This is a genomic window from Sulfuricaulis sp., from assembly GCF_041499725.1.
Taxonomy (GTDB): Bacteria; Pseudomonadota; Gammaproteobacteria; order Acidiferrobacterales; family Sulfurifustaceae; genus Sulfuricaulis.
On sequence record NZ_JBGQKW010000004.1, the window covers coordinates 1 to 24,979 of the forward strand.

A 24,979-nucleotide genomic window follows, 5' to 3' on the forward strand; every position below is an offset into this window, starting at 1 on the left:
ACCGGGCCGACGCATCTTGCCGGCGCGCTTGGCGTCCCCATGGTCGCTCTGTACCATTGCCGTCATCGCAGCCGGCGCTTTGCGCCCGTCAGGCATCCGAAGCTTCGCGTCGTGGAACATCCGCGCCCCGATAACCGCTGCGATGAGACGGTGCCCATGGCCGAAATCGGCGTCACCCAGGTCTGGTCTGCTGTGCGCGAGTTGCTGGAGCGCGCGGAACCGGTTGCCGAGGCATGAAGTAAGCGCCATGCGCCTGTTGTACGTTTTTCCAGAACCATTGCCATTGCCGCGCGCCCGCGGGATCCAGGTGGCGCACACGGTGGCCGCGCTCGCGCGCGCCGATATCAGCGTGCATCTGGCTTACGTACCCGCCGCTGACAACGCCGATCCTTTGTCGGCGTATGGCGTGGAACGGCCGGACGCGGTGGCGCTGGTTCCGCTTTCGCGCGGCCTGTCCGCGCCGCTTTCCTGGCTGCCGCTGCGTTCGAACCGGCTGTTCTTCCGGCGCTTGCGCGGCTGGATCGAGAACGAATCGGGACACCACCGTCGGCCGGCGCTGATTATGGCGCGGCATCTCAAGATCGCGCACGCCTTGCTCGATGCATTCCCCGATATTCCACTGTTGTACGAGGCGCATGAAGTTTTCGCCGAGGTTGCTCCGCCGGATAAGCGCGAGCGCCTCGCCCGGATTGAAGAGTCCGTGCTGCGCCGCGCCGCCGCGCTGGTCGCCGTCACCCATGGCGTGGCCGATGATTTGAAAAAACGTTATCGCCTCGATAGGGATATTCATGTGTTGCCGGATGCGGTGTCCTGGCCGGCGCACATACCGGAAAAGCCCTGGCGCGATGCCGGCCGACACATCGTTTACGCCGGCAGCTTCTTTCCGTGGAAGGGCGCGCAGGATCTGGTGGCGGCGGCGGAGTGGTTGCCCGGCTGCCGGATCGAACTCATCGGCGGTTCGCCGGAACGCATTCGCGAATATCAGAGGCAGGTTCCGGCCCATGGCGCCGAGGTGGTGTTTTCCGGCCACCTTCGCCACACCGAAACGCTCAAGGCATTGAGCGAGGCCTGCATCGCTGTGCTGCCGAACCGCGCCGAGCCCAACAGCCTGTGGAGTTCTCCGCTCAAACTTTTTGAATACATGGCCGCGGGCTGCGCCGTGGTGGCCGCCGATCTGCCATCCGTGCGTGAAGTGCTGGCCGAAGACGAGGCCGTGTGGGCGCCGCCAGGCGATCCGGAGGCGCTCGCGGCCGGTATCCGCCGGCTGGTGGATAATCCCGAACAGGCGCGGCGACTGGGCGAAGGCCTGCGCGAACGGGCTAAGCGCTACACCTGGGAAGCGCGGGCCAGGCAGCTCGTCGCGATCATGCGTGCTGGTTTGAGCTAGCGCGTGTTTTTTTAGACCCGCCGCCGGGCGTAGGTTATTCTTGCGTGCACCAATCCCCGGCCAAGACGGAACAAGCTCCCCGGACAGTTAAATAATGATCGTGAAAAGACGGCAAAGATGAAGGTGGTATCCTACGTTCCGCATGGGTCGATCCCGGATATCCGGGGCTTTGCACCGGCGCTGATCGCCTACAACCTCACGAAGCACATGAGGTTCACCACGACCTATACCATCTGCAATCTTGAACACTACCGGCAGCGCGTCGATTACGACGGCCGCATCGGTGATATCTTCCGGCTCCACGAGGGCCGGATTTACCGGAGATTGTTTCGCAAGATTACGCGACTCGATCCTTATCCGTTGCACCGGCGGGCAGCCAGAATTGTCAACCGGATCTCAGCGGATGTATTTCATGCCCATCAAATTGAATTTCCGGTGGAGGATTTTCTTCGGGCATTGAAGAAGCCGATGCCCGTTCTGATTCATGTCAACGCCATCCGCCAGTTCCGCCCTGAAATGGGCCTGGCGACCAAATATATTTCCGCCAGCCACTATACCAAAACCAAGATGATCGAGGCCGGCTATCCGCAGGAGCGCATCGAGGTCATCTATAACGGCGTCGATACGGAACATTTTTCCCCGGCCTCCGCGGATGAGAAAACCAGCCTGAGAGCCATTTTGGGCATTCCTTCCGATGCCGTGGTGCTGACCTATGTCGGCCGAAAGCAGGAAACCAAGGGATTTCATACCTTCCTTCAGGTCGTGTGGAAACTCAGCCAAGAGCACCGTGACATTTTTGCGGTAGCGGTGGGATCGGCCTTGTATCATCGGGATAACGACCGCGAAGCCATCGCGAAGCTGCTGGAAGAACTCAAACGCCGCGGCGTTTTGCTGGACCTTCCGCCGATATCTCATGCCCGGTTGCCGGCGATCTATAAAATCAGCGATATCGTGTTGCTACCCACGCAGCACGCGGGGGAGCAGCATCCCGCGGTGGTCATCGAGGCGCAGTCGTCGGGCTGTCTTATCCTCGCGACGAGTCTGGCGGGAATCAAGGAGTCCATCGAGGACGGAGCCACGGGGTTCTTTTTACACGAGCCGGGTAACGTGGAGGCGGTGGCGGCGAAAACGTCGGAGGTCATCGAGAGCCGTGGCAAGCTGCAACCCGTTCGCGAGGCGGCCAGGCGTCACGCCATCGAGACTTTTGACTGGAAGAAGTTGTCGCAAAGACTGGAAACTCTGTATTTCGAGCTGGCCGCAGAAAGTTAAATCGTTGATTTGGGAATAACCATCATTGACATGAAAATTCTCGTATGCGGTGGCGCCGGTTATATCGGTGCCCATATGTGCAAGATGTTAAAGGCGGCCGGCCATGAGGTCACGGTGTTCGATAACTTATCGACCGGCCACGAGGAAGCCGTACGCTGGGGCAGGCTGGTCAAGGGCGATCTTTTGGAACGCGCCGACCTGGATGCCGCATTCAGGAATGGCCCATACACCGCCGTCATGCATTTTGCGGCCAATTGCCTGGTCGAGGAGTCGGTGAGACATCCCGATCTTTACTTCCGCAATAACGTGGTGGGCACGCTTAATCTGCTCGAAGCGATGGCCAGGCACAAGGTGACGAACCTGGTGTTTTCCTCCTCTTGCTCCGTCTATGGCATGGCGCAATACACGCCTATCGATGAGCTTCACCCCAAGAACCCCGTGAATCCTTATGGCAGCACTAAACGGATGGCCGAGGAAATGTTTCCGTATTTTGATTCGGCTTATGGGATACGCAGCGTATCGCTGCGGTATTTCAACGCCGCCGGCGCGGACCCGGAGGGCGAGCTGGGCGAGGATCATGAACCGGAAACGCATTTGATTCCGAACGTATTGCGCTCGGTGCTGAAGGGCGCGAGTCATCCCTTGAATGTTTATGGCAATGACTACGACACTCCCGATGGAACCTGCGTGAGAGATTACATTCACGTGGTGGATTTGTGCGACGCGCATCTCAAGGCGCTGCGTTATCTCGTCGACGGGAACAAGACCGACGTGTTCAATCTGGGGAACGGCCGGGGTCATTCCATTCTTGAGGTGATTCAATCCGTGCGCCAGGTGACCGGCCACGAGGTGACCTATTCCGTGGCGGCACGCCGCCCGGGAGACCCCGCGATTCTCGTGGCGTCGGCGGAGAAGGCGAACCGGATACTTCGCTGGAAACCCGGCTACACGAGTCTCGACCGGATAATTGAAACCGCGTGGCGCTGGCACCATCAACACCACTGACCCATGACTGATATTTCCAGCATCCTTGCGCCAGCCGTTCACCGGCACCGGGTAACCGCCACAGCCGCGCCCTATGGAAAATAATTTCCGATGGCTGGAGAAAACGGGCCTGGTCATTTTGGTCCTGCTTTTCTTCATATGGCCCATTCCCCGCACGATATCCTTGCGCGACCTGTTGCTGGTCTTCACCCTGTGTGTCTTCGGTTATCTCGCTTGGCGCCGGGGCGAGGTGGGTCGGGCGATTCGCGACATCGCTCCGCCCATCGGTATTCTCATGGCGCTGACGATATGGATGTATGTTGTCGCGTTTTTCATATCTCCCGAAACTTCCTGGGCGCTCGATGAAATCCAAAGCCAATGGCTGCGCGGACTGGCGTCGTTGGCGGCCGGGATACTGATTGCCGCGGCAGCGAAACCGCGCGCCGATCTCGGACGGCAGGTGTTGCTGGCGGTGTTCATCGCCCTGCTCGTGCACGTGGTGTACGTCGATGCGATGGCGCTGTACCAGTGGCCGCAAGACTGGAGGCAGGGTGGAGACTTCACCCGCATCACCGGTTTCGCCGGCGGGTCCGATAAAAGCAACTACGTGACGAACACGCTGTTCTGTTTTGTGTTCGCCGATCTGCTTATTCGGCGCCTGCGCGGAAAGAATCTTATGCCCGTCGGCAACGGAGTATTGTGGGCGGCGCTTGTCCTGACGCTGTTTTCCATGTTCGCCGAGCGCATGCGCAACGGCGTGACGGTGTTCGTGCTGTTGCTCGTGGCGACGGCGTTGTTTTACCTGCTCGGCCGGAAAAGCCGGATAAGCAAGACGGCGTCGATGATGAGCGCCGCCGCCATGCTCGTTATCGCGCTCGGTGGTTTCGCGCTCGCCGTTTTCATCAAGCCGACGCAAAACACCATCAGCGTGAGGAACCTGCTCGACACCACCGCCATTGCTTGGGACACGGAGAACCACAAGGCATGGCAGGACGAGAAAAAGTACGGCCTGCCGACGCTGCCGAGCGGAGAGACGGTGGACCCGTCGCTTTACCAGCGCGTCGCCTGGTTCAAGCAAGGACTGTTGCTTGTCGCCGAGCACCCGCTCGGCGTCGGTTTCGGCCGCAACGCTTTCGGGCACGGCCTGAAGGCCAAGTACGGCGAAGGCGGCGGTCACAGCCACAGCGGCATGCTCGATTTCACCATCGGCACCGGCGTGCCGGGAACGCTGCTATGGTTGGCGTTCTTGGCGAGTCTTGCGGTGCCGGCCTACCGGCGCTACCGCGCGGCGCATGACGCCGTCGCCGCGCTGCTGCTTTTACTATTGCTCGATTTCGGCGCGCGCATGTTTTTAGACAGCGTTATTCGCGACCACATGCTGCAGCAATTCATGCTGCTCGTGGGCTTTGCCTCGGTCATAATGACGCGCGGGACCCAGGAAAAGGAGCGATCGTCCGCATGAAGCAAACGACCGCTTCCGCGCCGAGCTTTCTCGTCATCCGCCGCGACAACATCGGCGATCTGGTGTGCACCACGCCGCTGATCCACGCGTTGCGCGAACATTTTCCGAAGGCGCGCGTCAGCGTGCTGGTCAACAGCTACAACCGCCCGGTGGTGGAGAACAATCCCGACATCGACACGGTGTACGCCTACATGAAGACCAAGCACCGCGAAGCGGGCCAAGGCGTGCTCGGCGTGCTCTGGAAACGGTTGCTTCTCATGCGCGAGTTGCGTCGCCAGCGATTCGACTACGCCATCATCGCCGGGGCGCATTTTCTTCCACGCGCCCTGCGTCTCGCGCGCGCGATCAAGCCCAGGCATATCATCGGTTTCACCGAGCCGGGCAAGAGCGGAGTCGAGTACATCGACACCGGCGTGCCGTACACGCTGCCGCGGCCGCTGCACGAGGCACAGGATATCTTCCGCCTGCTGGCGCCGCTCGGCATCCACGACGAGCCGCCGGCGATGCGCGTGTTTCCGTCAACGGCGGTGTCGGCACAGGCGCAACAGGCATTGCGCGAGAAACGGCTGGCCGCGGATAACGTCATCGGCGTGCACATCAGCGCGCGCAAACCCCTCAACCGCTGGCCGGCGGAAAATTTTGCCGACCTCATCCGCCGCCTGCGCCAGGCGCACGGCGCCGGCTTCATGTTGTTCTGGTCGCCGGGTTCGGCCTCCAATCCGCGCCACCCCGGCGATGACGAGAAAGCGCAGCAGATCATGGACGACCTGAAAGACGTTCCCATCCTGGCCTATCCCACCGACCGGCTGGATCAGCTGATCGCCGGGCTGGCGCTGTGCCGCGCGGTGGTGTGCAGCGACGGCGGCGCGATGCACATCGCCGCGGCGCTCGGCAAACCGATCCTGTGTTTCTTCGGCAAGTCCGACAAGACCCGCTGGTACCCGTGGAAGGCGCCGCATGTGCTGCTGCAGCCGCCGAGCCTGAACGTGGCCGACATCGGCGTAGACGAGGCGGTCCGCGCCTTCGGTCAATTGCTCGCCCGGCCCACGCGGCGAAACGCCGACGCCGGGGTGAATCAGGAATAGTGGACACGACCGCCGCCTCGTTGCGCGACATCGCCATCGTCCGGCTCTCGGCGCTGGGCGACGTCACGCTGCTGCTGCCCGTGATCGAGACCCTGAAGCGGGCGGCGCCGCAGGCGCGGATCACCTGGATCACGGGATCACTTGCCTACCAGCTGCTCGAGGGTTATCCGGGCGTGGAATTCATCGTCTTCGACAAGCGCCGGGGATTGCGCGCGTATCTCGATCTGCGCCGGCAACTCCAAGGCCGGCGTTTCGACACACTGCTCGCGATGCAGGCAAGCTGGCGCGCGAACTTCATTTATCCGTTGATTTCTGCCCCTGTCAGAATCGGATTCGACCGCGTGCGCGCCCGCGACGGTCAGTGGCTGTTCACGAATCGACGCATTCCGTTTGCGCGCCAGCACCTGCTCGACAGCTTCTTCGCCTTCCTCGAGGCCCTCGGTATCCGTGAACGGGTGATGAAATGGAATCTGCCGATCACCGGGGACGAACGCGCCTGGGCCGCGGCGCGCGTGCCGCGCGAGCGCGCACCGCTGTTGGCGGTCAATCCCGGCGCGAGCAAGGCCGAGCGCGAATGGCCGGTCGAACGCCTGATCGAGGTAATCCGCGCGGCACAGAGCCGCTGGGGCGCGCACGTAATATTGACGGGTGGCCCAAGCGCGCACGAGCAGTCGGCCGGCGCAACAATCATGGCCGCGGTGTCCACCGGCATCACCAATCTCATCGGTGCGACATCGCCCCGGCAGCTGGCGGCGGTGCTGGCGCGCACGGACTGCCTGCTCGCGCCCGACACCGGGCCGGTGCATCTCGCCGGCGCGGTCGGCACGCCGGTCGTGGGCTTGTACGCGGTCGCGCCGCCGCAGCTCTCGGGCCCGTATCTTTATCCCGAGCTGGTGGTGAACCGTTATCCGGAGGCGGTGCGCACGATCCTCGGGCAGGACCCGCAGACGGTGAACTGGACCACGCGCGTGCATCGCGGTGAACCGATGCGGCTGATCGAAGTCGCCGACGTGCTCCCCAAACTCGCGCAGGTTTTTGAAAAAATGGATCACAAGGCTCGCTCATGACAATTTTGCCGGGAGAAAAATTGGACGCGCTGCAGCGCGCTCCACGGGGATAGCACACATGAAAGACACGCCTCTTACACTGCTGCGCAAGAGCCTGCTGTACTTCGGTCTGGCGCTGGCGCTGTTCTCGCTGTTCCGGGTCGCGCTGTTCGTCGTGTACCGCGATTATTTCGGCCAATTGTCCGCGGGCGAGACGCTGTGGGCGTTCGTGCACGGCGTGCGCTTCGACGCCGCCACCCTGGCGGTGTTTTTCTTCATACCGTTGCTGTTGATGAACCTGCCGCTGAAATTCGCCGTCAGCCGCTGGTGGCACCAGCCGCTCGCCTGGATTCTGTGGGCGATGACGGTGGTGATGGGCGTGGTGTTGGCCGCCGACCTGGTGTATTTCGGCTTCGTCAACCGCCACATCGCCACCGAGCTGATCGCGGTCGGCAACGACATGGGTCCGATGCTGCACATCGCGTTCACCGGCTACCTAGGCGCGGTTCTGGCTTATCTCGCGCTGTGCGCCGGGCTCGCACTGCTGTGGTGGCGCATCGCCGCGCGTGAGACGGTCGCCTCCCACCAGAGCGTCATGCGATTTGCCGTGCTGTTCATCGTCCTGATCCTCGCCGGACGCGGCTGGACGTTCTACGGCAAGCCGATCAACGTGGTCCACGCTTTCACGAGCGGCAGCACGGCGGCCGGTAACCTCACGCTGAACGGCGTGTACAGCGCGGCGCAGACCAGTTATTCCTCGCGCGTCGTCAACCACCGGTTTTTCGACGCGGCCGAGGCGCGGCGGCTGACGGCCGAGGCCTATCCGCTGGCGGACGGCGAGTACCCAATGCAGCGCCGCTACGCACCGCAGCCGAAACATTCCAACCTGGTGATCGTGCTGCTGGAGAGCTGGAGCTTTCATTACGTGGACGCGCTCGCCGGGGGCCATTTCGGCGCGACGCCGAATTTCGACGCCCTGGTGCTGCAGAGCCTGTGTTTCACGCGCGCCTACTCCGAGGGGCAGCGCTCCATCGAGGGCGTGCAGGCGACTCTCACCGGCATCCCGCTGCTCATCGGCATGCCGTATCTCGGCAAGGGGCTGGAGGTGACCAACGTGTCGCGCCTCGGCGCGATCGCCCAGCGCCACGGTTATCGCACGATCTTCGTGCAGAGCTCGCACCGCGGCTCGTTCCGCATGGACGCCATCGCGCGCGCCGCGGGTTTCGAGGAGTACTACGGCATGGAGGATATCCCGGTCGTGCTCGATTATCCCGATGCCAACGCTTCGCCCTTCGGCTGGGATTACGACACGTTCATGTTTCTGTCCGGCAAGCTCGCGCAAACCCAGGGGCCGTTCCTCGCCTACGTCTACACCGGCACCACCCACGAGCCGTTCACGCGCCTGCCGGCGCGCTTCGAGAAGCGTCCGCACGGGGAACTGACCGAGGACGGCTTTCTCAACACGCTTTACTACGCCGACTGGAGCCTGGGCGAGTTCATGAAAAAGGCGGCGCAGGCCGACTGGTTCAAGGACACCGTTTTCGTTTTCGTCGCAGACCACCCGATCGGCAAGTTCGGGGTGAGCAAGGTCCTCGACCGCTTTCACATCCCGATACTCATTTACGCCCCCGGCCGGGTCAAGCCGGGGACCAACGACGTGGTGGCGTCGCAGCTCGATCTGTTTCCCACCGTGATCGACTTGCTCGGCTTCGACGACCCGGTCAGCGCGCTCGGCGACTCGCTGCTGCGCAAGCGCGACGGCTACGCCTTCGTGAGCGCCGGCAACGTCGTCGGCATGATCGGCAAGGAGGGATTCCTCACCCACAGCCTGAAGAACCGCCTCGACAGCGGCGTCACCGCCGGCGCGCCGCCGGCGTATCTCGACGCGCTGGAGAAGAAACTGCTGGCGACCGATCAGGTGGTGTACGAGTTGTTACAGAGCAACCGCTGGGCGCCGCCGTGAGATTCAAGAAATAAAATTAAGGAAGCTCTGATCAATTGTGCCGTTCGCCCTGAGCCCTTCGACTCGCCGTTCGGTCTGAGCTTGTCGAAGACCGAACGACTCGCTCAGGACAGGCCTGTCGAAGGGTGAATGGCAAATATCTGAAAGTATGAGGAACCTATCCGTTCGTGGTTCGACAAGCTCACCACGAACGGGAATTAATCAGAGGTTCCTTAACTCTTCCTGTTTCCGGCGCGCGCAAGCTGCATCAGCTTGGCGTACTTCGTGAAGCTGTTGAAGCAGCCGATGGCGATGTGCACCAGCCCCGGCACGCCGTCGAGAAACCCCCGCCGCAGAAAATAGAACTTGATGAACCGCCCGAGCGGCGACAGCACCAGCCGTGCGGCGGTGACGCGCTTGCCCTGCGTGTGCATCCGTTCCGCCTGCAGCGTGGTGTAGCGGTTCTGCTTATCGAGATAATCGGCGAGGCTGACGGCACTGTCGTGCAGCAGGTCGCCGTCGAGCCGGCCGACCGGTTCGGTGGTGACGACGTGTTCGTGGATCGGGTCGTCGCTCCAGTGCGCATGGCCGCGGTGAAACAGCCGCAGGTTCGGGTCGGGATAGCCCTCGCCGTGGCGCAGCCAGCGGCCCATGAAGCGGTTGCAGCGCGGCATGTCGTAGGCGAAGAAGGCCGGGGCGCGCAGGGCTTCCTGAATGCGATGCGCCAGTTCCGGGCTCACGCGCTCATCGGCGTCGAGACACAGCACCCAGTCGTTGACGGCGCGTTCCATGGCGAACTGCTTCTGTTTGCCGTAGCCGAGCCAGTCCTGGTGCAGGAAGCGCGCGCCGTGGCGCTTGGCGATCTCGCGCGTGGCGTCCTGGCTGCCGGAGTCCACGATCAGGATTTCATCCGCGAAACGAACGCTTTCGAGACATTCGGGAAGCAGATCGGCCGCGTCGCGGGTGATGATCACGGCGGACAGGCGCTCGGGCATGGGCTATTCTATGCTGAAAAATCGCCGGGATGCACGCGCACCGCGCATGCGATAATTTCCAACATCCGCCACCGGGCCTGTCACATGCACGCCGCCTATAACTGGTTCCTGCGACTGCTGTTCCCCTACGTGCTGCTGCGCCTGCTGTGGCGCGGGCTGCGCAACCCGGATTACTGGCGCCGCATCCCCGAACGTTTCGGCTTCATCGACCCGCTTCCGCCGCCGCGCGTGATCTGGATCCACGCGGTGTCGGTCGGCGAGGTGCGCGCCGCCTTGCCGCTGGTACACGAGCTCACCGTGCGCTATCCCGAATACCCGTTGCTCATCACCACCATGACGCCGACCGGCTCGGTGCAGGTGCGCGAGCTTTTCAACGGCAGGGTGGCGCACTGCTACGCGCCCTACGATTACCCGTCCGCGGTCCGGCGTTTTCTCGACCGCACGCGGCCCGTGATGGCGATCGTCATGGAGACCGAGCTGTGGCCGAACATTTTTCACCAGTGCCGCGCGCGTTCGATTCCGGTGTTCGTCACCAACGTGCGCATGTCGGAATCCTCGATGCGCAAGTACCAGCGCTTTGCGTCGCTGGCGCGTGCCACCCTGCGACAAGTGAACCGCTTCGCGGCGCAGTCACCGGCGGACGCGAACCGGCTGCTCACGCTCGGCGCCGGTCCGGAATCAGTCACGGTCACGGGCAGCATCAAGTTCGAACTCAACGCCGGCGCCAGCCTGCGCGAGTCCGCCGAGGTGCTGCGCATCGCCTGGGGCCAGGACCGGCCGGTGTGGCTCGCGGCCAGCACCCACGAGGGCGAGGAGGAGACGGTACTCACGGCGCTGGCGCGGCTCAAACAGCATAAGCGTTTCGCCAACATGCTGCTGGTGCTGGTGCCGCGTCATCCCGAGCGGTTTGCCGCGGTGGCGCGCTTGTGCCGCAAGCAGGGGTTTCACGTCGCGCAGCGCAGCGAAAACCGCGGCGCGCTCGATGCCGCGGTGGAGATCCTGGTGGGCGATACCATGGGCGAGCTGCAACTGTTCTATGGCGCGGCCGACGTCGCCTTCATCGGCGGCAGCCTGGTGCCGACCGGCGGGCACAACCTGCTCGAGGCGTCGGCGGTGGGCAAGCCGGTGGTGTTCGGCCCGCACATGTTCAACTTCCAGGAGATCAGCCAGATGACGCTCGAGCGCGGCGCCGGCGTGCAGATCCAGGCGCCGTCGGAGCTCGCGGCCGCGGTGTCGGATTTTCTCGGCAACGCCAACCGCCGTGACAGCGCCGGCGAGGCCGGGCGCAAGATGGTCGAGGAGAACCGCGGCGCGCTCGCGGCCAACATGCGCATTCTCGAGCAACTGCTCGGAAACTGAATCCCGGTATTTTTTTCGGTGTGCTTCGCTGGTGCTCAACGCGTAGGGCGCAATAGCGCAGCGTATTGCGCCGGATGAGAACCGTGTGCCTCAAGTATCATCCGGCGGGTTACGGCGCTGCGCGCCTAACATTCCGGCCCGGGGTGCAACAAAACCCGTTGCACCCGCTCGGCGGCGTGAACACACGTTAAGTGTGTTCACGACAATTTCGCCAGGAGCGAAATTGGACGCGCTTTAGCGCGCCCCGCAGGGGTGCGCGCCAGGGATGGCGCGCATCAAAACTCCGCCTCGCCCTACATGAAAGATGTAGGGCGCGTACCACGCGCCATTTTGTCGATCGGTGCGCTTCGCTGACGCTCAGCACACCCTACCCATCCCCGCTGAATGCACGAGCGCTCTTCGTTGTAGGGTGTGCAAAAGCGAAGCGTTGCGCACCGGAAATCTCTGAGCAAGTGCCAAAAAAGAACTTCCCTTCCCCCTCGAAGGGGGGGTGAGGCGGAAAAGGCAAAAGGTCCGGTGGACCTTTTGCCCGCCGAGCGGGTGCGCGCGTCTTTCACGCACCCTGGGCAGAAACGACAGGATGGGGGTGAACAGCATCAAGAGATTACGCCTTTGCACCCCCACCCCAGCCCTCCCCCTTCAAGGGGGAGGGGGACTTTAATCAGAGGTTCCCCTGGTAATTTGTTTGGTGCGCTTCGCCGACGCTCAGCACACCCTACGCTCAGAATCAGTGCAGCGTCTTGGACTCGGCCTTGGGGGGCGGTGAGGCGGGCGATGCGTGGTGCATGATCATGCGCCAACCGGCCTCGGTCAGGCGATAGATGTTGGTGACCTGCATCGGCGCGGACGGCGGTTCGCCCTTGGTGCGGATGTGTTCCTCCACGATGTGCACCGCGATCTCGCCGTTCTGGGTGCGCGAGCGCTCGGTGATCATGAACTGCATGTCCGGCGAATTGCGGAAGATCGATTCCCATGATTCGCGCACCGCCACGCGCCCCGTCACGATCTGACCGAGCGGATGCACGCAGCTGATACTGTCGCTTTCCGCCCATACCTCCATCATCGCGTCGATGTCGCGCTTGATGAACGCGGCGTAGAACGCGGTCTCGGCCTCGCGCGGCGTGTGGAAGCGTTTTTCGGTTATGGTAGCCATGCGTTGATCCGGGCCAGGTCGTTTTCGCTCAGGGTGCCGGCTGCCTGTTTCAGGCGCAGCGGGTTCGACGGGTAATCATACCGCGCCGAGGCCGGATCGTGCGCGGGAGAATGCCCCTCGTGCAGGTCCAGCGACAAGGGCGTCGGGGTGTTTCAGTAGGTCGGCATTTTCGGGTCGATCTCGCGCGCCCAGGCGTTGATGCCGCCAACCAGATTGTTGAGCTTGTCGAAGCCCATGTGCTCGAGGTAATTCGCCACCTGCTGGCTGCGCACACCGTGATGGCAGACCACAACAATCTCCTTGTCTTTGGGCAGTTCCAGGTAACGCGCCGGGACCGCACGCATGGGGACGGAGATGGCGCCCGGCATGGAACAGATATTCAGTTCCCACGGCTCGCGCACGTCGAGCAGCGTGAAATCCTTGTTTCCCTGGTCGAGTCGCGCTTTCAGTTCAAGCACGGTGAGTTGCCGGATCATGTATGAGAATTTTTAGGCCGCGAAAACAGAATCGTAGGGTGAGGCGGAGTTTTGATGCGCGCCATCCCTGGCGCGCACCCCTGCGGGGCGCGCTGAAGCGCGTCCAATTTCGCTCCCGGCGAAATTGTCGCCAATGTCCAGTGGACATTGGCGCCGCTGAACGGGTGCAACGTGTTTTGTTGCACCCCGGGCTGCAAGCTGAGCGCCAGCGAAGCGCGCCGAATAAGCTTCATCTTCCCGTACCCTCAAAAAACGAACCGGGCAGGCTCGATGGCGTTGCGCAGCGGTGGCAGGTCGGTTTCGAACAGCGAGTCTTCGTTGAAGACTTGGGCATCGAGACGCCGGATGCGTTTGACTTCCATCGCCGGCGCTTGGCCCACGATGGCGATCATCCGCCCGCCGGGCGCGAGGCTGTCGCGGAACGCCTCGGGCAGGATCGGCAGCGAACCGGTGATGAAGATGACGTCGTACGGCTGCTGGCGGTCCCAGCCGCGCGCGCCGTCGCCCACTTCGAGCGTGATGTTGCGCACGCCGTGATGCGCGAGTTTGATCGCCGCCTCCGCCGTGAATTCCGGGCGGATCTCGACGCTCACTACGTGCCGGCCGAGGGCGGCGAGCAGCGCGGTCATGTAGCCGCTGCCGGTGCCGATCTCGAGAATCTTGTCCTTGGGGTCGATTTCCAGTTCCTGGACCAAGCGTGCCTCGCTCTTCGGCGTCATCATCACTTCGCCGTGCCCGAGCGCGATGTTCATGTCCACGTAGGCGAGGTTGCGGCTGGCCGCGGGCACGTAGTCCTGGCGCGGCATGCGCGCGATGAGGTCGATCACGCGCTCGTTGTGAACGTACCAGGTACGTATCTGGCTCTGGATCATGGTTTGACGCGCGACGTCAAAATTCAGCGAAATCATATTTTACGCACACGGTATAGGGGTAAACGGCCGACAAGGGTAAGCAGTTTGGCCGGGGCGCGCAAGTCGATAGCCTTTATGAGGGTATTTAGGGAAGCTCTGATTTAAGTCTCCCGTTCGCCCTGAGCTTGTCGAAGGGTGAACGGGAAATCCCGCAAATAGGAGGCGATTCTTCCGTTCATGGTTTGACAGGCCTGTCCTGAGCACGTTCGTACTTCGACAAGCTCAGCACGAACGGACTAAATCTAAGAGAGTCTCTATGTTTCCTGTCATCCCCGCGAAGGCGGGGATCCAGGATTTGCATGGTATCGCGCGCTTCGCGCGCGATTACATAAACGGCACTGGATTCCCGCCTTCGCGGGAATGACAGCATAAAAAACCTACTGGACTCGTAAGGTTGCAATCCCCCGGGGAATCCTTTAGCTTGAAACCATACTGTGTGAGCTAGGGGTGCCGGCCGGTGGCCGGCTGAGATACACCCTTCGAACCTGAACCGGTTAGTCCCGGCGTAGGAAAGCTATCTGAAGCTTCTTCAGTTTCACCCCGCCGCTCATACCCCGATTGGTTTTAACGAGGTAGTCCCATGAGCGCCCACCCCAAAGATTTTCTGCAACCGACCTCGACGCTTTCGGCCGAGGCCATCCGCCCGTTCCCGGCCTCGCGCAAGATTTTCGTGACCGGCGTGCGCCCGGACATCCGCGTCGGCATGCGCGAGGTCACGCAGACGCCCACGCCCTCGAGCCACGGCGCCGAGGAGAATCCGCCGGTCACGGTGTATGACACCTCCGGGCCGTACACCGACCCGACCGCGCACATCGACCTGCGTGCCGGCCTCTCGCCGCTACGCGAGAAGTGGATTCTGGAGCGTAACGACACCGTGCAGCTCGACGGCCCCAGCTCCGAATACGGCCGGTCGCGGGCGCGCGACCCGAAGCTTGCCAGCCTGCGCTTCGAGCACATCCGCACGCCGCGCCGCGCCAAAGCCGGCGCGAACGTCTCGCAGATGCACTATGCGCGCAAGGGCATCATCACGCACGAGATGGAATACATCGCCATCCGCGAGACCCTGCGGCTCAATGAGCTGCGCCAGGACCCGCGCTACGCCATGCTCCTGAGGCAACACAAAGGCCAAAGCTTCGGCGCCGCCATGCCGGACGAGATCACCCCCGAGTTCGTGCGCGCGGAAGTCGCGCGCGGGCGCGCCATCATCCCCAACAACATCAACCACCCGGAATCCGAGCCGATGATCATCGGCCGCAATTTCCTGGTGAAGATCAACACCAATATCGGCAACTCGGCCGTGACCTCGAGCATCGAGGAAGAAGTCGAGAAAATGGTGTGGTCGGTGCGCTGGGGCGGCGACACGCTCATGGACCTGTCCACCGGCAAGAACATCCACGAGACGCGCGAGTGGATCATCCGCAACTGCCCGGTGCCGGTCGGCACGGTGCCGATCTACCAGGCGCTGGAAAAGGTGGACGGCAAGGCCGAGGAACTCACCTGGGAAATGTTCAAGGACACGCTCATCGAGCAGGCCGAGCAGGGCGTGGATTACTTTACGGTCCATGCCGGCGTGCGCCTGCCGTGGATCCCGCTCACCGCCGAGCGCGTCACCGGCATCGTCTCGCGCGGCGGCTCGATCATGGCCAAGTGGTGCCTCGCGCATCACCAGGAAAGTTTCCTCTACACCCACTTCGAGGACATCTGCGAGATCATGAAGGCCTACGACGTCGCGTTCTCGCTCGGCGACGGCCTGCGCCCCGGCTGCATCGCCGACGCCAACGACCGTGCCCAGTTCGCCGAGCTGGAGACGCTGGGCGAACTCACCAAGATCGCGTGGCAGCACGACGTGCAGGTGATGATCGAAGGCCCGGGCCACATCCCGATGCAGCTCATTAAAGAAAACATGGACAAGGAACTCGAAGACTGCTTCGAGGCGCCGTTCTACACGCTCGGCCCGCTGACCACCGACATCGCGCCCGGCTACGACCATATTACGTCCGCCATCGGCGCGGCCCAGATCGGCTGGTACGGCACCGCGATGCTGTGTTACGTCACGCCGAAGGAACACTTGGGACTGCCCGACAAGCAGGACGTGCGCGATGGCATCATCGCCTACAAGATCGCGGCGCACGCCGCCGACCTCGCCAAGGGTCACCCCGGCGCGCAGTTGCGCGACAACGCGCTAAGCAAGGCGCGCTTCGAGTTCCGCTGGGCCGATCAGTTCAACCTCGGCCTCGATCCCGAGAAGGCGCAGGAATTCCACGACGAAACGCTGCCGCAGGAAGGCGCCAAGCTCGCGCACTTCTGCTCCATGTGCGGCCCACACTTCTGTTCGATGAAGATCACGCAGGAGGTTCGGGATTACGCCGCCAGCCAGAAGCTGTCGGAAGCGGAGGCGCTGAAGAAAGGCATGGAAGCCAAGGCGGTGGAGTTTGTGAAGCAGGGGGCGGAGATTTATAAGAAGGCCTGAGGTATGTCAGCTTTCACCAATAAAGGCCCGGGCATGGAAGTGTTCGGGCTTTTTTGTTTAGGTGGGGGTAATATTTGCTTTAACTCAAATGTAAAAAGAAGAATTGGCTCTTAGTTTTTTTTTCACAAATTTTATGGATAACGAAGCTAAAGAAACGATAAAAAATAAAATTGCACCGTTGGTTCAATCTGGTCAACTTGGTTTGTTTCTTGGTGCCGGATTCAGCTATCAAACGCCTGCAAAAAATGGTCAAGTAATCCCCTCGACCAACATGCTTATTGAACGCATTCTCATTGCAGCTGGCTATAGAACAGAAGATGCGAAAGACGCAGATTTAGCAACAGCCTTTTCGATTGGTCAGGATGAAATTGAAAATTTTTCGCAATTTCTGGTTGACACCTTTAGTTGTCGTGAGGTCTTGAGTTGGCAAGTTGACCTATTACAACACTGGTGGCGCCGTATATACACAACAAACATTGATAATGTAATTCAAACAGCTGTTAAGGTGCTTCACAAACAGCGAGGTAAGTTTCCAGATTATAGATTTTACAATTACCGTGATCGACAACCGACAAAGATTAACCCCTTGGAAACACCCGTAGTTCATTTACATGGCTCAATCGAGAATTTAGAGGCAGGTTTTGTCTTTGATAATACTAGCTATGCAGATTATGCAGTACGCGGGGGTGATTGGCTTTATGATGCTGCGTTACAGATTAGCCATGGAAATTGCGTTTTAATTGGATCTCGTTTTAAAGAAAGTGATCTTGAGGTCGCGCTTCGCGAACGCTTGCTGTGGGATAAAACCGAACAATTTTCAAATCCAAACTGGATTGTTTTGAAATCATTTAAATCGATTGAGCGCAAGACATATGAGAAGCGAGGTATTGTTCCGATCGAAGCTACTGCAGAGGATTTTATTACCTACTTAAACGCGAACCTTTCAATTTTAACTCCAGCCAAGTTCATTAAACGAATTTTCCCGCATCTTAAGCAAGAAATAGTTAACAGCAAATCGCTTGGCTGGTTTGGCTATTCGTTTGGCCATGTTGCAACTGAACTTGTACGCACCAAAACCCAGAAAGGACTTTTGTCACGTTTTTTCTTAGGAGATATTCCCGATTGGTTCTATATATCGAATGATGTACCAGCTCAGTTCAATTATATTGATGATTTGATAGTTGATATTAATCAGTTTTTAACTACAACCAAATTACCAAATATTCGATTAATTGCTGTCACTGGTTCAATTGGTGTAGGAAAAACTACCGGATGCATGATTCTTCTAAAAGAATTATCTCGATTCTATGAGAGTGTTTACATTTATACCTCTACAGGTGGAATAGATATTGAGCAGTTCTGGGTAGCGATCAGAGACCTTAAAGGATCTTTGATTTTGTTTTTTGATCGTTCATCTGAAAATTTTTACGCAATAAGTGAAATTGCAAAACGGATAGTTGACCGCCTCCCAAATTTGAGGACAGTATTTATTATTGAAGAACGTGAAAACGCATTTAATAAAAACCAACACCACTTGGCGACATTCACTGAGGGTTTAATAAATAGTTTTATCGTTCCACAGCTATCCAGCGAAAATGCTCTTTTGCTTGCTAACAAACTTGAAAAGTTTGGAATGCTTTCTGGTGAGTTAAGGAAACTTTCGAGAGATAAAGCAGCGAATCATATTATCGACCGAGAGCGAGGATATAATGGTGATTTACTTGCAACTATGTGTGATATTTCATCAGCCCATTCGTTTAGAGAACAGCTAACTGACGAATACGCAGAAATTCAAGATGTGGAAGCTAAAAATATTTTTCAGCTGGTCTCGATCGTAACTGCAGCTAGGATGGTAATACCATTGACATACCTAGCTGAGGTTCTAAATAAAAATGTTAGCGGAATTATTAAGATTCTTAACGAGAAATTAGCGGGTAAGATTTATTTTTATAAAGATGCCCAAAATGTTTCTGCGCGCCATCCAATTATTGCCGCTTATCATTTAGAGCACTTTTTCCTTGATGACGAAAAAGAAACCCTGATCCGCGAACTTATGCGTACTGTGTCAAAGAAGTTCGAGATCTCAGATATTAGAGAACATCCATTAGCTTATAGAATTTATAAGTCTATCCTCTCGCATCACTTTCTGATGGAACAGGCATTTCCGGGTAAACCAGAGAGAATCGACAACGTTTATTCAGCTTGCCAAACATTTTTTGCTAAAGATGGGATTTTTTGGCTCCAGTACGGAAAATTTCTTCATGACCAAGATCGATTGGATGATGCAGAACACTGTTTCCGAAAAGGATTACCGTTGTACGATTCGTTCCATTTAAGACATGCGTTAGGACATGTGCTAATGGACCAATATGTAGCGAGTAACCTACATAATATTGAGATATACAATGAAGGATCAAGCTTACTATTTGGCTTAATCGAAGAGCGTGGAATATCTGATCCATATCCATACACCACACTTGGTCATTGCTATATGAACATCCTTGATCGTCGAGTTGATCCAGATAAGTTGACTAGTTTAAAGAACATTGTGAACCAAGGAATGAGAGTACACAGAATGAACTCGGGATTTCAAAGAATGGTTAAGCGCTATTTTTCTAGACCATATAGCGCCACTTAGAAAGAAGCTCCGATAAATATAATTCGAAAATCGGGGTCAGATCACAGTTCCCGCTAATACACCTGTTCAGCTTTCACTTCACTTCAATCACGGCCCCCGTTTCCAGATAAGCAACCCGGTCATTGCGACGCGAGGTCGGCCACTCCGCTAATGAAGCGGGAGTTCATTTTCTGATTGTTTACTTGCCGTCCCGTCGCCTTCAGTCTGCTCACCATCGTCTTCCACATTGTCCTCTTCGTCTTCCCAGGAGAATTTCTTTTCCGGCGGGGCGGGGTCGTAGTTTTTGAACATGATTGCCAAGACGACGCCGATAACCGCACCAAATAAATGTGATTCATAGGAAATCTGAGGGTCGCCGGGAAAGATTCCCCAGATCGTGCCGCCATAAAGGAAAGACACGATGAGCGCGAGCGCGATGGCGCGTTTATCCCAACGCAGTACACCGATAGTGAATACAAAGAGCATCATGCCCAGGGTCAGGCCACTGGCGCCGATATGATAGGAACTGCGGGCGAATAGCCAGACGCCAACGCCCGTACCTAAATAGATGACGGGGATGACGATTTTTGCCGATCGCGGATAACCGTACAGCAACGCTGTGCCAAGAATGATAATCGGCAAGGTGTTGGCAAATACGTGGGACAGCGAACCATGAATCAGCGGCGCCCAAAGAATGCCCCAAAGCCCGCTGGCCCTCAGCGGATTGACACCGTACGGAGTGAGATTTAGATCAAATGTGATTTCGACGAGCTTGATCAGCCACAGGACTGTCGCAAAGGATGCCGCGATGAAAAAGCATCTGCGAAGCCGCCGCGCGTCATTCTCTGAGGTTGTCCCGGAATCCGTCATGCGAACGGTTGCCTGCCTGTCCATTGCCGCTGTGGGGTATCAGAATACGTGTCACCCGTGACAAAATGAAATGGACAGGATTAACCACGAAAACCGAGCAAATAAATGGGGTCAGATCAAAGATTTTGCCTAATATAGCTTTGTGTTTTCTCTTCACTTCTATCACGGCCCGTTTCCGGATCAGCCACCCGCTCGTCGAGTCGCGCACTTCACATTTTGCAGGTATGTCAGTGGCGTTGGGTGAAATACCATAATTTATGAAGGGGAAAGGCCTTGAGATCTTGTTTGATCCGTCTCGTTAAATCTTATTAAATTCGTTTTATCCATGACGATGTGAACCGTGAGTTTAAATTCAGTATTGACGATGGACCGGACGTGATGGCAAAAGGCAAGATCCATGGATATATCAGTCACGTGCGCGTATTCCCGGTGACCGCCGGCGATCTCGCTGCCACATCTGCAGTCGCCGAGGCTTAGGCAGAAAATGCGCGTGGCGTCCGCGAAGACGGACAACACAAACCATAACGGAGGAGAAAATGAATCATGTAGAAGCGAAGCAGAGCCAGCACAAGAGCTGGACCATGGTCGCCCCGGGTTGGGGCAAGTACGATCCGCTGATGCGCACCTGGGCGGCGCCGGTGACCGAGCGCATGATCGCGCTGGCGGCCATTCGCGAGGGGTCGCGCGTGCTCGACATCGCCTGCGGCGCGGGCGAACCGGCGCTGACCATCGCCGAACGGATCGGACCTGAAGGCTCGGTGCTCGCCACCGACTTCGTCGAGGAGATGATCGGCTACGCGCGCTCAAAAGCACAGGCGCGTTCTCTCTCAAATGTTGAGTTCCGTTGTGTCGACGGCGAAGTCATCGACGCGATGAAAGGCTCATTCGATGCCGTGACCATGCGCTGGGGCCTCATGTTCATGCCCGATCCGGTCAAGTGCATGCATTGCGCAAACTCCGCGCTCAAGCCGGGCGGAAAAGCGGTGATCAGCGTCTGGACCGAGGCGGCGAATAACCCCTTCGTCACGGTGCCGCTCGGCGTGCTCAAGCGGCATATGGATGTTCCCACCCCGCCCACGGGCGCGCCCGGCATCTTCGCGCTCGCCGACCCCGACCGGCTGCGTGCCGTCTTTGCCGAAGCGGGTTTCAGCGACGTGACGATTGAACAGGTATCGATCCCGATGGCCGATTTTTCCACCGGCGCCGAGTATGACGTGTTCATTCGCGAGCTCGCGGGACCCGTGGCGAGCCTGTTTACCCAGCTGCCGGCGGATACGCAGGCGATCGTGAAGCAAGAGATTGCGCGCGAGGCCGAGGCCCGCAGCTCAAAGCCCGGGCGCGTTTATCTCCACGGCATTACCCACGTCGTCGTCGGCACCAAACCGCGTAACCAGGCATAACAAGGGACGGAGAAATTAATTATTCGGCAATCTTTATAACTCGGTCAGGCCACAGTTCCCGCTGACACCTGTTCAGCTTTCATTTCAGTTCCACCACGGCCCCGTTTCCAGATCAGCAACCCGGTCGTCGAGACGCGTACTTCATTATTGTGCAGGACCGTCGGCGGCGGTGGAAGGTGGCCTAGCCGTATTCGGCATCGAGCAGCGGCCTCTGCAGGGGTTGTTGAAAAGCCGGGCGTGTGAGTAAATGCCAGCGGTAGTTCTGAAGCGGAAGGTTTCTGACCTCTCGACCGCAGGGCTCGATCATGCGCATCAAACTACATATTGTTCCCTACCCGTGCCGGTAGCCTTCTGGCTGCTGCGCCTGGCAATTCGCCTGCTGGGCTTGGTCTCGCCGGCACTGGCCGGGCGCTGGGTGTATCGCCTGTGGTTTCAACCGCTGCGTTATCCTGAACCGCCGCAGGAGCAGGAATGGCGCCGCACGGCCCAGCCGCTGGCCGTGGTCCATCGCGGCCAGGCACTGGCGGTCGATTCTTGGGGCACGGGGCCAGTGGTGCTGATGGTGCACGGCTGGAACGGTCGCGGCGCGCAACTCGGCGCGTTCGCACCAATGCTGGTCCGCGCCGGCTTCCGGGTGGTGACGTTCGATACGCCGGCACACGGCCGCTCGCCGGGGCGCGCCACCAACCTGCCGGAAATCAGCGAGGCCATCCACGCCGTGGCCCGGGCCTGCGGGCCGGTGCACGCGGTTATCGGGCATTCCTTCGGAGTCGCCTGCGCGATCTACGCCGTGCAGCACGGGCTCAAGGTGAACCGCATCGTTGCCATCAGCCCGCCGGACAGCTTGCGCGGTCTCACGCGGAAATTTTTCACCGCGCTGGATGTCGCGCCTCCGGTGCAGGAAGTATTCAACCGGACAATCGAGACGCACTACGGCGCCGATCTTTGGCAGCGCTTTTCCACCGAAGTTCTGGCACGCCAGCTCGACGTGCCGGGCCTGGTGATCCACGATCAGAACGACCGTGATGTTCCCATCGAGGAAGGTGTCGCGGTGGCGCGGGCCTGGCCCGGCGCACAATTCGTCCGCACCATCGGCCTCGGCCATCGCCGCATCTTGCGCGACCCGGACGTGATCGCGCGCGTGGCGGCGTTTATCGCGTCCTAGGGCGGCGAAGGTCCCGCCCACGCCGATCCGGCGCACTACCCGCAGGGGCATGAGTGAAAGGGATCGAAGGGATAGTTTCCTAGGCAGTTTGCATGCGTTAACCTTCTCCCGTGAGGGGCATGGCGTCTGACCAGCGGCGCTTTGATATTCTCGATTTGAAAAAATCACGTACACCGATTTAAATACAAGCCAATAAGGAGGACCCAGCCATGGCAAGATTTCTTATTGAAGTTCCGCACGAGCCAGATGTGATAGCGTGTGCTCACGTCGTTGAGATCTTCCTCAAGACCGGCTCCCATTTCCTCGCGAATGCGGACTGGGGATGCAAGGACGGGGATCACAAGGCATGGTTCATTGCGGATGTGGACAACAAAGATCAGGCCCGATCCATCGTCCCCCCCACATACCGCTCGCAGGCCAGAATCGTGCAACTGAACAAATGGTCCATGGACGAAATCGACGAAATCAAGCGTTATCACAAAGTGAAGTAGATTCGGTTCGTCAGCCCAATTCTCCGATAGTTTATGGACGAACCCGCCGCGCTGAACAAGCCCGTCATTCTGATCGCGGATGATGAGCCGGTGCCGCTCGCTGCGATGTCCAACGCCCTCACCCGCCGGTATGGCGAGGACTACCGGATCGTCGCGCACTCGAGTCCGCGCGCCGCACTTGACGTTCTCGAGCGCCTGAAGGGCGAGGGCGAGCAAGTCGCTCTCCTCATTGCCGACCAGTGGATGGCCGAGATGACCGGCGCGGAGTTTTAGGAGAAGGCGCAGAATTCCACGACGAAACCCTGCCGCAGGAAGGCGCCAAACTCGCCCATTTCTGTGCTGCACAGGGGTGAGCCGCAAAGCGGCGAACGGGCGGACAGGATGTCCGCTCTGGGCTTTGTCGCGAAGCAGGACAGCGAGCGACAAAGTGCGAATGTCGCGAGAGGGCAGGAAGCCCGGAGCGACCTCGATGAAGATTACCCAGGAAGTCCGCGACTACGCCGCCAGCCAGAAACTGTCGGAAGCGGAGGCTCTTAAGAAAGGCATGGAAGCCAAGGTGGTGGAGTTCGTCGAAGCAGGAGGGGGTGGAGATAAATAACAAGGCCCGTGTGCTATGGACTTTGCTGGCCTATGTTCCTGGTAAGCGGATGAAACGGCGGCCAGCGCAGGTTTTATACGGGAAACCTTAGCTCTTGCAGGGTTTCAGGCCAGTACCCCATAAATGACGGCACCCCGTAGCCTATCTATACTCAAATGACGCCGTTGCCGGTTTACATTGAGGGGGTTAGACATGAATTTCCAGCCATATTCCCGCAAGAAACACGTGATTCGTTTTATGTCGGTCATCGCCTGTTCCCTGCTGTTCGGTTTGCTCCAGGTTGCGCAGGCCGGTCCGCTGGACGAAGCCAAGGCCAAGGCGCACCTGCAAGCGGTGGCCTCTGGCGATATGGATGCGTTGATGCGCGATTACACAGCTGATACCTATATGGATTGGGTAGGCGGCCCGCTCGATGGCCGCTACCGCGGCAAGGAAGCGATCGGCGAAGTGTGGAAAAAGTTTATCGCCAACAACGGCGGCAAGCCGCGCCCGGCCAAGTTGGGCAAAATGGAGTCCTACAGCAATCCGAAGGGGACCTCCTTCGCGGTTTCGGCAGAATACGGAGGTGAGAAACCGGTCAAGGTCTGGCACGCGCTGATCTATCGCGACGGCCAACTGATGACCGAGATCTGGCAGATTGCTCCCGCGATTCAACTTGCCCCTTAATGTTCTCACGCGCAGTCTGCATCACGGCGCTCCTGCTGGCCGGCGCGAGCACGCATGCCGGCGACATCGAGGCGACGGCCACCACGGTGGCGGGCCAACCGCTGGCCGACGTGGCCGTGGTTCTCGAACCGGTGGCGGGCTACCCACGCGGGCCGATGCCGACAGTCACCATCGCGCAGCGTGACCGCGAACTGATTCCCTACATGACGGTCGTGCAGGTTGGCACGGCGATCGAGTTTCCCAACCAGGACCCCTTCAAGCATCATCTGTATTCTTTTTCGCCGCCCAAGAACTTCGAGATCAAGCTCTACGCCGGCAAGCCGGAAAAGCCCATCGTGTTCGACAAGCCCGGCGAGGTCGCCCTCGGGTGCAACATCCACGACTGGATGGAAGCCTATGTTCTGGTCGTCGCTACGCCGTACTTCGCCAAGACCGACGCCCACGGGCGGGCGCGCATTGCCCATGTCCCGCCGGGGTCGTACCGGCTGCGCTGGTGGCATCCGCGCCAGAAACGCGAGCTGCCGGCGCGCGCCATCAAGATCGGCGCTGCGCCGACGCGGCTGACGCAGGCGCTGGATGTGCCCCCGCGCATCATCAAGCCGAAACCGCCGCTCGACAAAGATTCGTATTAAC

Annotated in this window: 24 protein-coding genes and 1 riboswitch; of the genes, 18 read left to right on the plus strand and 6 right to left on the minus strand. The window is 59.3% G+C overall.

Annotated features, from left to right (window positions below):
- From ACC569_RS01360 to ACC569_RS01395, 8 genes are all read left to right on the plus strand, one after another.
- Positions 1–237: glycosyltransferase family 9 protein (locus ACC569_RS01360; RefSeq protein ID WP_372521694.1), on the plus strand; the 237-nt coding region annotated here is incomplete at its 5' end.
- A gap of 10 nt (positions 238–247) precedes the next feature.
- On the plus strand, positions 248–1,387 hold the full coding sequence (locus ACC569_RS01365; RefSeq protein WP_372521695.1) for a glycosyltransferase family 4 protein: 1,140 nt from the start codon (positions 248–250) through the stop codon (positions 1,385–1,387).
- 117 nt (positions 1,388–1,504) lie between these two features.
- On the plus strand, positions 1,505–2,656 hold the full coding sequence (locus ACC569_RS01370; protein WP_372521696.1) for a glycosyltransferase family 4 protein: 1,152 nt from the start codon (positions 1,505–1,507) through the stop codon (positions 2,654–2,656).
- A 30-nt stretch (positions 2,657–2,686) separates the two neighbouring features.
- Positions 2,687–3,661, plus strand: a complete 975-nt coding sequence (gene galE, locus ACC569_RS01375; protein ID WP_372521697.1) for a UDP-glucose 4-epimerase GalE — start codon at positions 2,687–2,689, stop codon at positions 3,659–3,661.
- 163 nt (positions 3,662–3,824) lie between these two features.
- Positions 3,825–5,102: an O-antigen ligase family protein gene (locus ACC569_RS01380; RefSeq protein ID WP_372521698.1), complete on the plus strand. Its 1,278-nt coding sequence runs from the start codon at positions 3,825–3,827 to the stop codon at positions 5,100–5,102.
- On the plus strand, positions 5,099–6,187 hold the full coding sequence (locus ACC569_RS01385; protein ID WP_372521699.1) for a glycosyltransferase family 9 protein: 1,089 nt from the start codon (positions 5,099–5,101) through the stop codon (positions 6,185–6,187). Before ACC569_RS01380 ends, ACC569_RS01385 begins: the two co-directional genes overlap by 4 nt.
- Positions 6,187–7,254: a glycosyltransferase family 9 protein gene (locus ACC569_RS01390; protein ID WP_372521700.1), complete on the plus strand. Its 1,068-nt coding sequence runs from the start codon at positions 6,187–6,189 to the stop codon at positions 7,252–7,254. The genes ACC569_RS01385 and ACC569_RS01390 overlap by 1 nt, the downstream gene beginning before the upstream one ends.
- A 58-nt stretch (positions 7,255–7,312) precedes the next feature.
- Complete coding sequence (locus ACC569_RS01395; protein WP_372521701.1) at positions 7,313–9,196, plus strand: LTA synthase family protein; 1,884 nt, start codon at positions 7,313–7,315, stop codon at positions 9,194–9,196.
- A gap of 212 nt (positions 9,197–9,408) precedes the next feature.
- Here ACC569_RS01395 and ACC569_RS01400 read toward each other — a convergent pair whose 3' ends face one another.
- Complete coding sequence (locus ACC569_RS01400; RefSeq protein WP_372521702.1) at positions 9,409–10,170, minus strand: glycosyltransferase family 2 protein; 762 nt, start codon at positions 10,168–10,170, stop codon at positions 9,409–9,411.
- An 84-nt stretch (positions 10,171–10,254) separates the two neighbouring features.
- Between ACC569_RS01400 and waaA the strand changes: the two genes are divergently transcribed.
- Positions 10,255–11,529, plus strand: coding sequence for a lipid IV(A) 3-deoxy-D-manno-octulosonic acid transferase (waaA, locus tag ACC569_RS01405; protein ID WP_372521703.1), 1,275 nt, complete (start codon positions 10,255–10,257; stop codon positions 11,527–11,529).
- A 727-nt stretch (positions 11,530–12,256) separates the two neighbouring features.
- Here the strand turns inward: waaA and ACC569_RS01410 are convergent.
- The 4 genes from ACC569_RS01410 to ACC569_RS01425 all read right to left on the minus strand — a co-directional run bounded on the left by ACC569_RS01410 (position 12,257) and on the right by ACC569_RS01425 (position 14,066).
- The gene (locus tag ACC569_RS01410; protein ID WP_372521704.1) at positions 12,257–12,682 is read right to left on the minus strand and encodes a nuclear transport factor 2 family protein; all 426 of its coding nucleotides are present in this window, start codon (positions 12,680–12,682) and stop codon (positions 12,257–12,259) included.
- On the minus strand, positions 12,670–12,819 hold the full coding sequence (locus tag ACC569_RS01415; protein ID WP_372521705.1) for a hypothetical protein: 150 nt from the start codon (positions 12,817–12,819) through the stop codon (positions 12,670–12,672). The genes ACC569_RS01410 and ACC569_RS01415 overlap by 13 nt, the downstream gene beginning before the upstream one ends.
- Positions 12,820–12,834: 15 nt before the next feature.
- Positions 12,835–13,155 (minus strand): rhodanese-like domain-containing protein, encoded by a 321-nt coding sequence (locus ACC569_RS01420; RefSeq protein WP_372521757.1) that lies wholly within the window; start codon positions 13,153–13,155, stop codon positions 12,835–12,837.
- A gap of 248 nt (positions 13,156–13,403) precedes the next feature.
- Complete coding sequence (locus ACC569_RS01425) at positions 13,404–14,066, minus strand: protein-L-isoaspartate O-methyltransferase (protein ID WP_372521706.1); 663 nt, start codon at positions 14,064–14,066, stop codon at positions 13,404–13,406.
- Between the two features lie 436 nt (positions 14,067–14,502).
- A riboswitch (TPP riboswitch) is annotated at positions 14,503–14,598 on the plus strand.
- A gap of 51 nt (positions 14,599–14,649) precedes the next feature.
- Between ACC569_RS01425 and thiC the strand changes: the two genes are divergently transcribed.
- Both thiC and ACC569_RS01435 read left to right on the plus strand, forming a co-directional pair.
- Positions 14,650–16,539 (plus strand): phosphomethylpyrimidine synthase ThiC, encoded by a 1,890-nt coding sequence (gene thiC, locus ACC569_RS01430; RefSeq protein WP_372521707.1) that lies wholly within the window; start codon positions 14,650–14,652, stop codon positions 16,537–16,539.
- A 133-nt stretch (positions 16,540–16,672) separates the two neighbouring features.
- Positions 16,673–19,177 carry an SIR2 family protein gene (locus tag ACC569_RS01435; RefSeq protein WP_372521708.1) on the plus strand — a complete coding sequence of 835 codons (2,505 nt, stop codon included), beginning with the start codon at positions 16,673–16,675 and terminating at the stop codon, positions 19,175–19,177.
- Between the two features lie 147 nt (positions 19,178–19,324).
- On the opposite strand, the gene ACC569_RS01440 is transcribed toward ACC569_RS01435, so the two are convergent.
- The gene (locus tag ACC569_RS01440) at positions 19,325–20,026 is read right to left on the minus strand and encodes a rhomboid family intramembrane serine protease (RefSeq protein WP_372521709.1); all 702 of its coding nucleotides are present in this window, start codon (positions 20,024–20,026) and stop codon (positions 19,325–19,327) included.
- A 536-nt stretch (positions 20,027–20,562) separates the two neighbouring features.
- Between ACC569_RS01440 and ACC569_RS01445 the strand changes: the two genes are divergently transcribed.
- From ACC569_RS01445 to ACC569_RS01475, 7 genes are all read left to right on the plus strand, one after another.
- Complete coding sequence (locus tag ACC569_RS01445) at positions 20,563–21,426, plus strand: class I SAM-dependent methyltransferase (RefSeq protein WP_372521710.1); 864 nt, start codon at positions 20,563–20,565, stop codon at positions 21,424–21,426.
- Between the two features lie 337 nt (positions 21,427–21,763).
- Positions 21,764–22,591 (plus strand): alpha/beta fold hydrolase, encoded by an 828-nt coding sequence (locus ACC569_RS01450; RefSeq protein WP_372521711.1) that lies wholly within the window; start codon positions 21,764–21,766, stop codon positions 22,589–22,591.
- A 209-nt stretch (positions 22,592–22,800) separates the two neighbouring features.
- The gene (locus ACC569_RS01455; RefSeq protein ID WP_372521712.1) at positions 22,801–23,082 is read left to right on the plus strand and encodes a hypothetical protein; all 282 of its coding nucleotides are present in this window, start codon (positions 22,801–22,803) and stop codon (positions 23,080–23,082) included.
- Between the two features lie 33 nt (positions 23,083–23,115).
- Positions 23,116–23,355 (plus strand): hypothetical protein, encoded by a 240-nt coding sequence (locus tag ACC569_RS01460; protein ID WP_372521713.1) that lies wholly within the window; start codon positions 23,116–23,118, stop codon positions 23,353–23,355.
- Between the two features lie 196 nt (positions 23,356–23,551).
- Positions 23,552–23,680: a hypothetical protein gene (locus ACC569_RS01465; protein WP_372521759.1), complete on the plus strand. Its 129-nt coding sequence runs from the start codon at positions 23,552–23,554 to the stop codon at positions 23,678–23,680.
- A gap of 192 nt (positions 23,681–23,872) precedes the next feature.
- The gene (locus tag ACC569_RS01470) at positions 23,873–24,346 is read left to right on the plus strand and encodes a nuclear transport factor 2 family protein (protein ID WP_372521714.1); all 474 of its coding nucleotides are present in this window, start codon (positions 23,873–23,875) and stop codon (positions 24,344–24,346) included.
- Positions 24,346–24,978, plus strand: coding sequence for a methylamine utilization protein (locus ACC569_RS01475; protein ID WP_372521716.1), 633 nt, complete (start codon positions 24,346–24,348; stop codon positions 24,976–24,978). Before ACC569_RS01470 ends, ACC569_RS01475 begins: the two co-directional genes overlap by 1 nt.
- The last annotated feature ends 1 nt before the right edge of the window (position 24,979 follow it).

Bases quoted from the DNA above. Each gene is read 5' to 3' on its own strand.
- ACC569_RS01445 (WP_372521710.1), top strand. From the start codon at position 20,563: ATGAATCATGTAGAAGCGAAGCAGAGCCAGCACAAGAGCTGGACCATG.
- ACC569_RS01385 (WP_372521699.1), top strand. From the start codon at position 5,099: ATGAAGCAAACGACCGCTTCCGCGCCGAGCTTTCTCGTCATCCGCCGC.
- ACC569_RS01365 (WP_372521695.1), top strand. From the start codon at position 248: ATGCGCCTGTTGTACGTTTTTCCAGAACCATTGCCATTGCCGCGCGCC.
- ACC569_RS01455 (WP_372521712.1), top strand. From the start codon at position 22,801: ATGGCAAGATTTCTTATTGAAGTTCCGCACGAGCCAGATGTGATAGCG.
- ACC569_RS01410 (WP_372521704.1), bottom strand. From the start codon at position 12,682: ATGGCTACCATAACCGAAAAACGCTTCCACACGCCGCGCGAGGCCGAG.
- ACC569_RS01475 (WP_372521716.1), top strand. From the start codon at position 24,346: ATGTTCTCACGCGCAGTCTGCATCACGGCGCTCCTGCTGGCCGGCGCG.
- ACC569_RS01460 (WP_372521713.1), top strand. From the start codon at position 23,116: ATGGACGAACCCGCCGCGCTGAACAAGCCCGTCATTCTGATCGCGGAT.
- ACC569_RS01440 (WP_372521709.1), bottom strand. From the start codon at position 20,026: ATGACGGATTCCGGGACAACCTCAGAGAATGACGCGCGGCGGCTTCGC.
- ACC569_RS01470 (WP_372521714.1), top strand. From the start codon at position 23,873: ATGAATTTCCAGCCATATTCCCGCAAGAAACACGTGATTCGTTTTATG.
- ACC569_RS01435 (WP_372521708.1), top strand. From the start codon at position 16,673: ATGGATAACGAAGCTAAAGAAACGATAAAAAATAAAATTGCACCGTTG.
- ACC569_RS01465 (WP_372521759.1), top strand. From the start codon at position 23,552: ATGAAGATTACCCAGGAAGTCCGCGACTACGCCGCCAGCCAGAAACTG.
- thiC (WP_372521707.1), top strand. From the start codon at position 14,650: ATGAGCGCCCACCCCAAAGATTTTCTGCAACCGACCTCGACGCTTTCG.
- galE (WP_372521697.1), top strand. From the start codon at position 2,687: ATGAAAATTCTCGTATGCGGTGGCGCCGGTTATATCGGTGCCCATATG.
- ACC569_RS01395 (WP_372521701.1), top strand. From the start codon at position 7,313: ATGAAAGACACGCCTCTTACACTGCTGCGCAAGAGCCTGCTGTACTTC.
- ACC569_RS01400 (WP_372521702.1), bottom strand. From the start codon at position 10,170: ATGCCCGAGCGCCTGTCCGCCGTGATCATCACCCGCGACGCGGCCGAT.
- waaA (WP_372521703.1), top strand. From the start codon at position 10,255: ATGCACGCCGCCTATAACTGGTTCCTGCGACTGCTGTTCCCCTACGTG.
- ACC569_RS01370 (WP_372521696.1), top strand. From the start codon at position 1,505: ATGAAGGTGGTATCCTACGTTCCGCATGGGTCGATCCCGGATATCCGG.
- ACC569_RS01425 (WP_372521706.1), bottom strand. From the start codon at position 14,066: ATGATTTCGCTGAATTTTGACGTCGCGCGTCAAACCATGATCCAGAGC.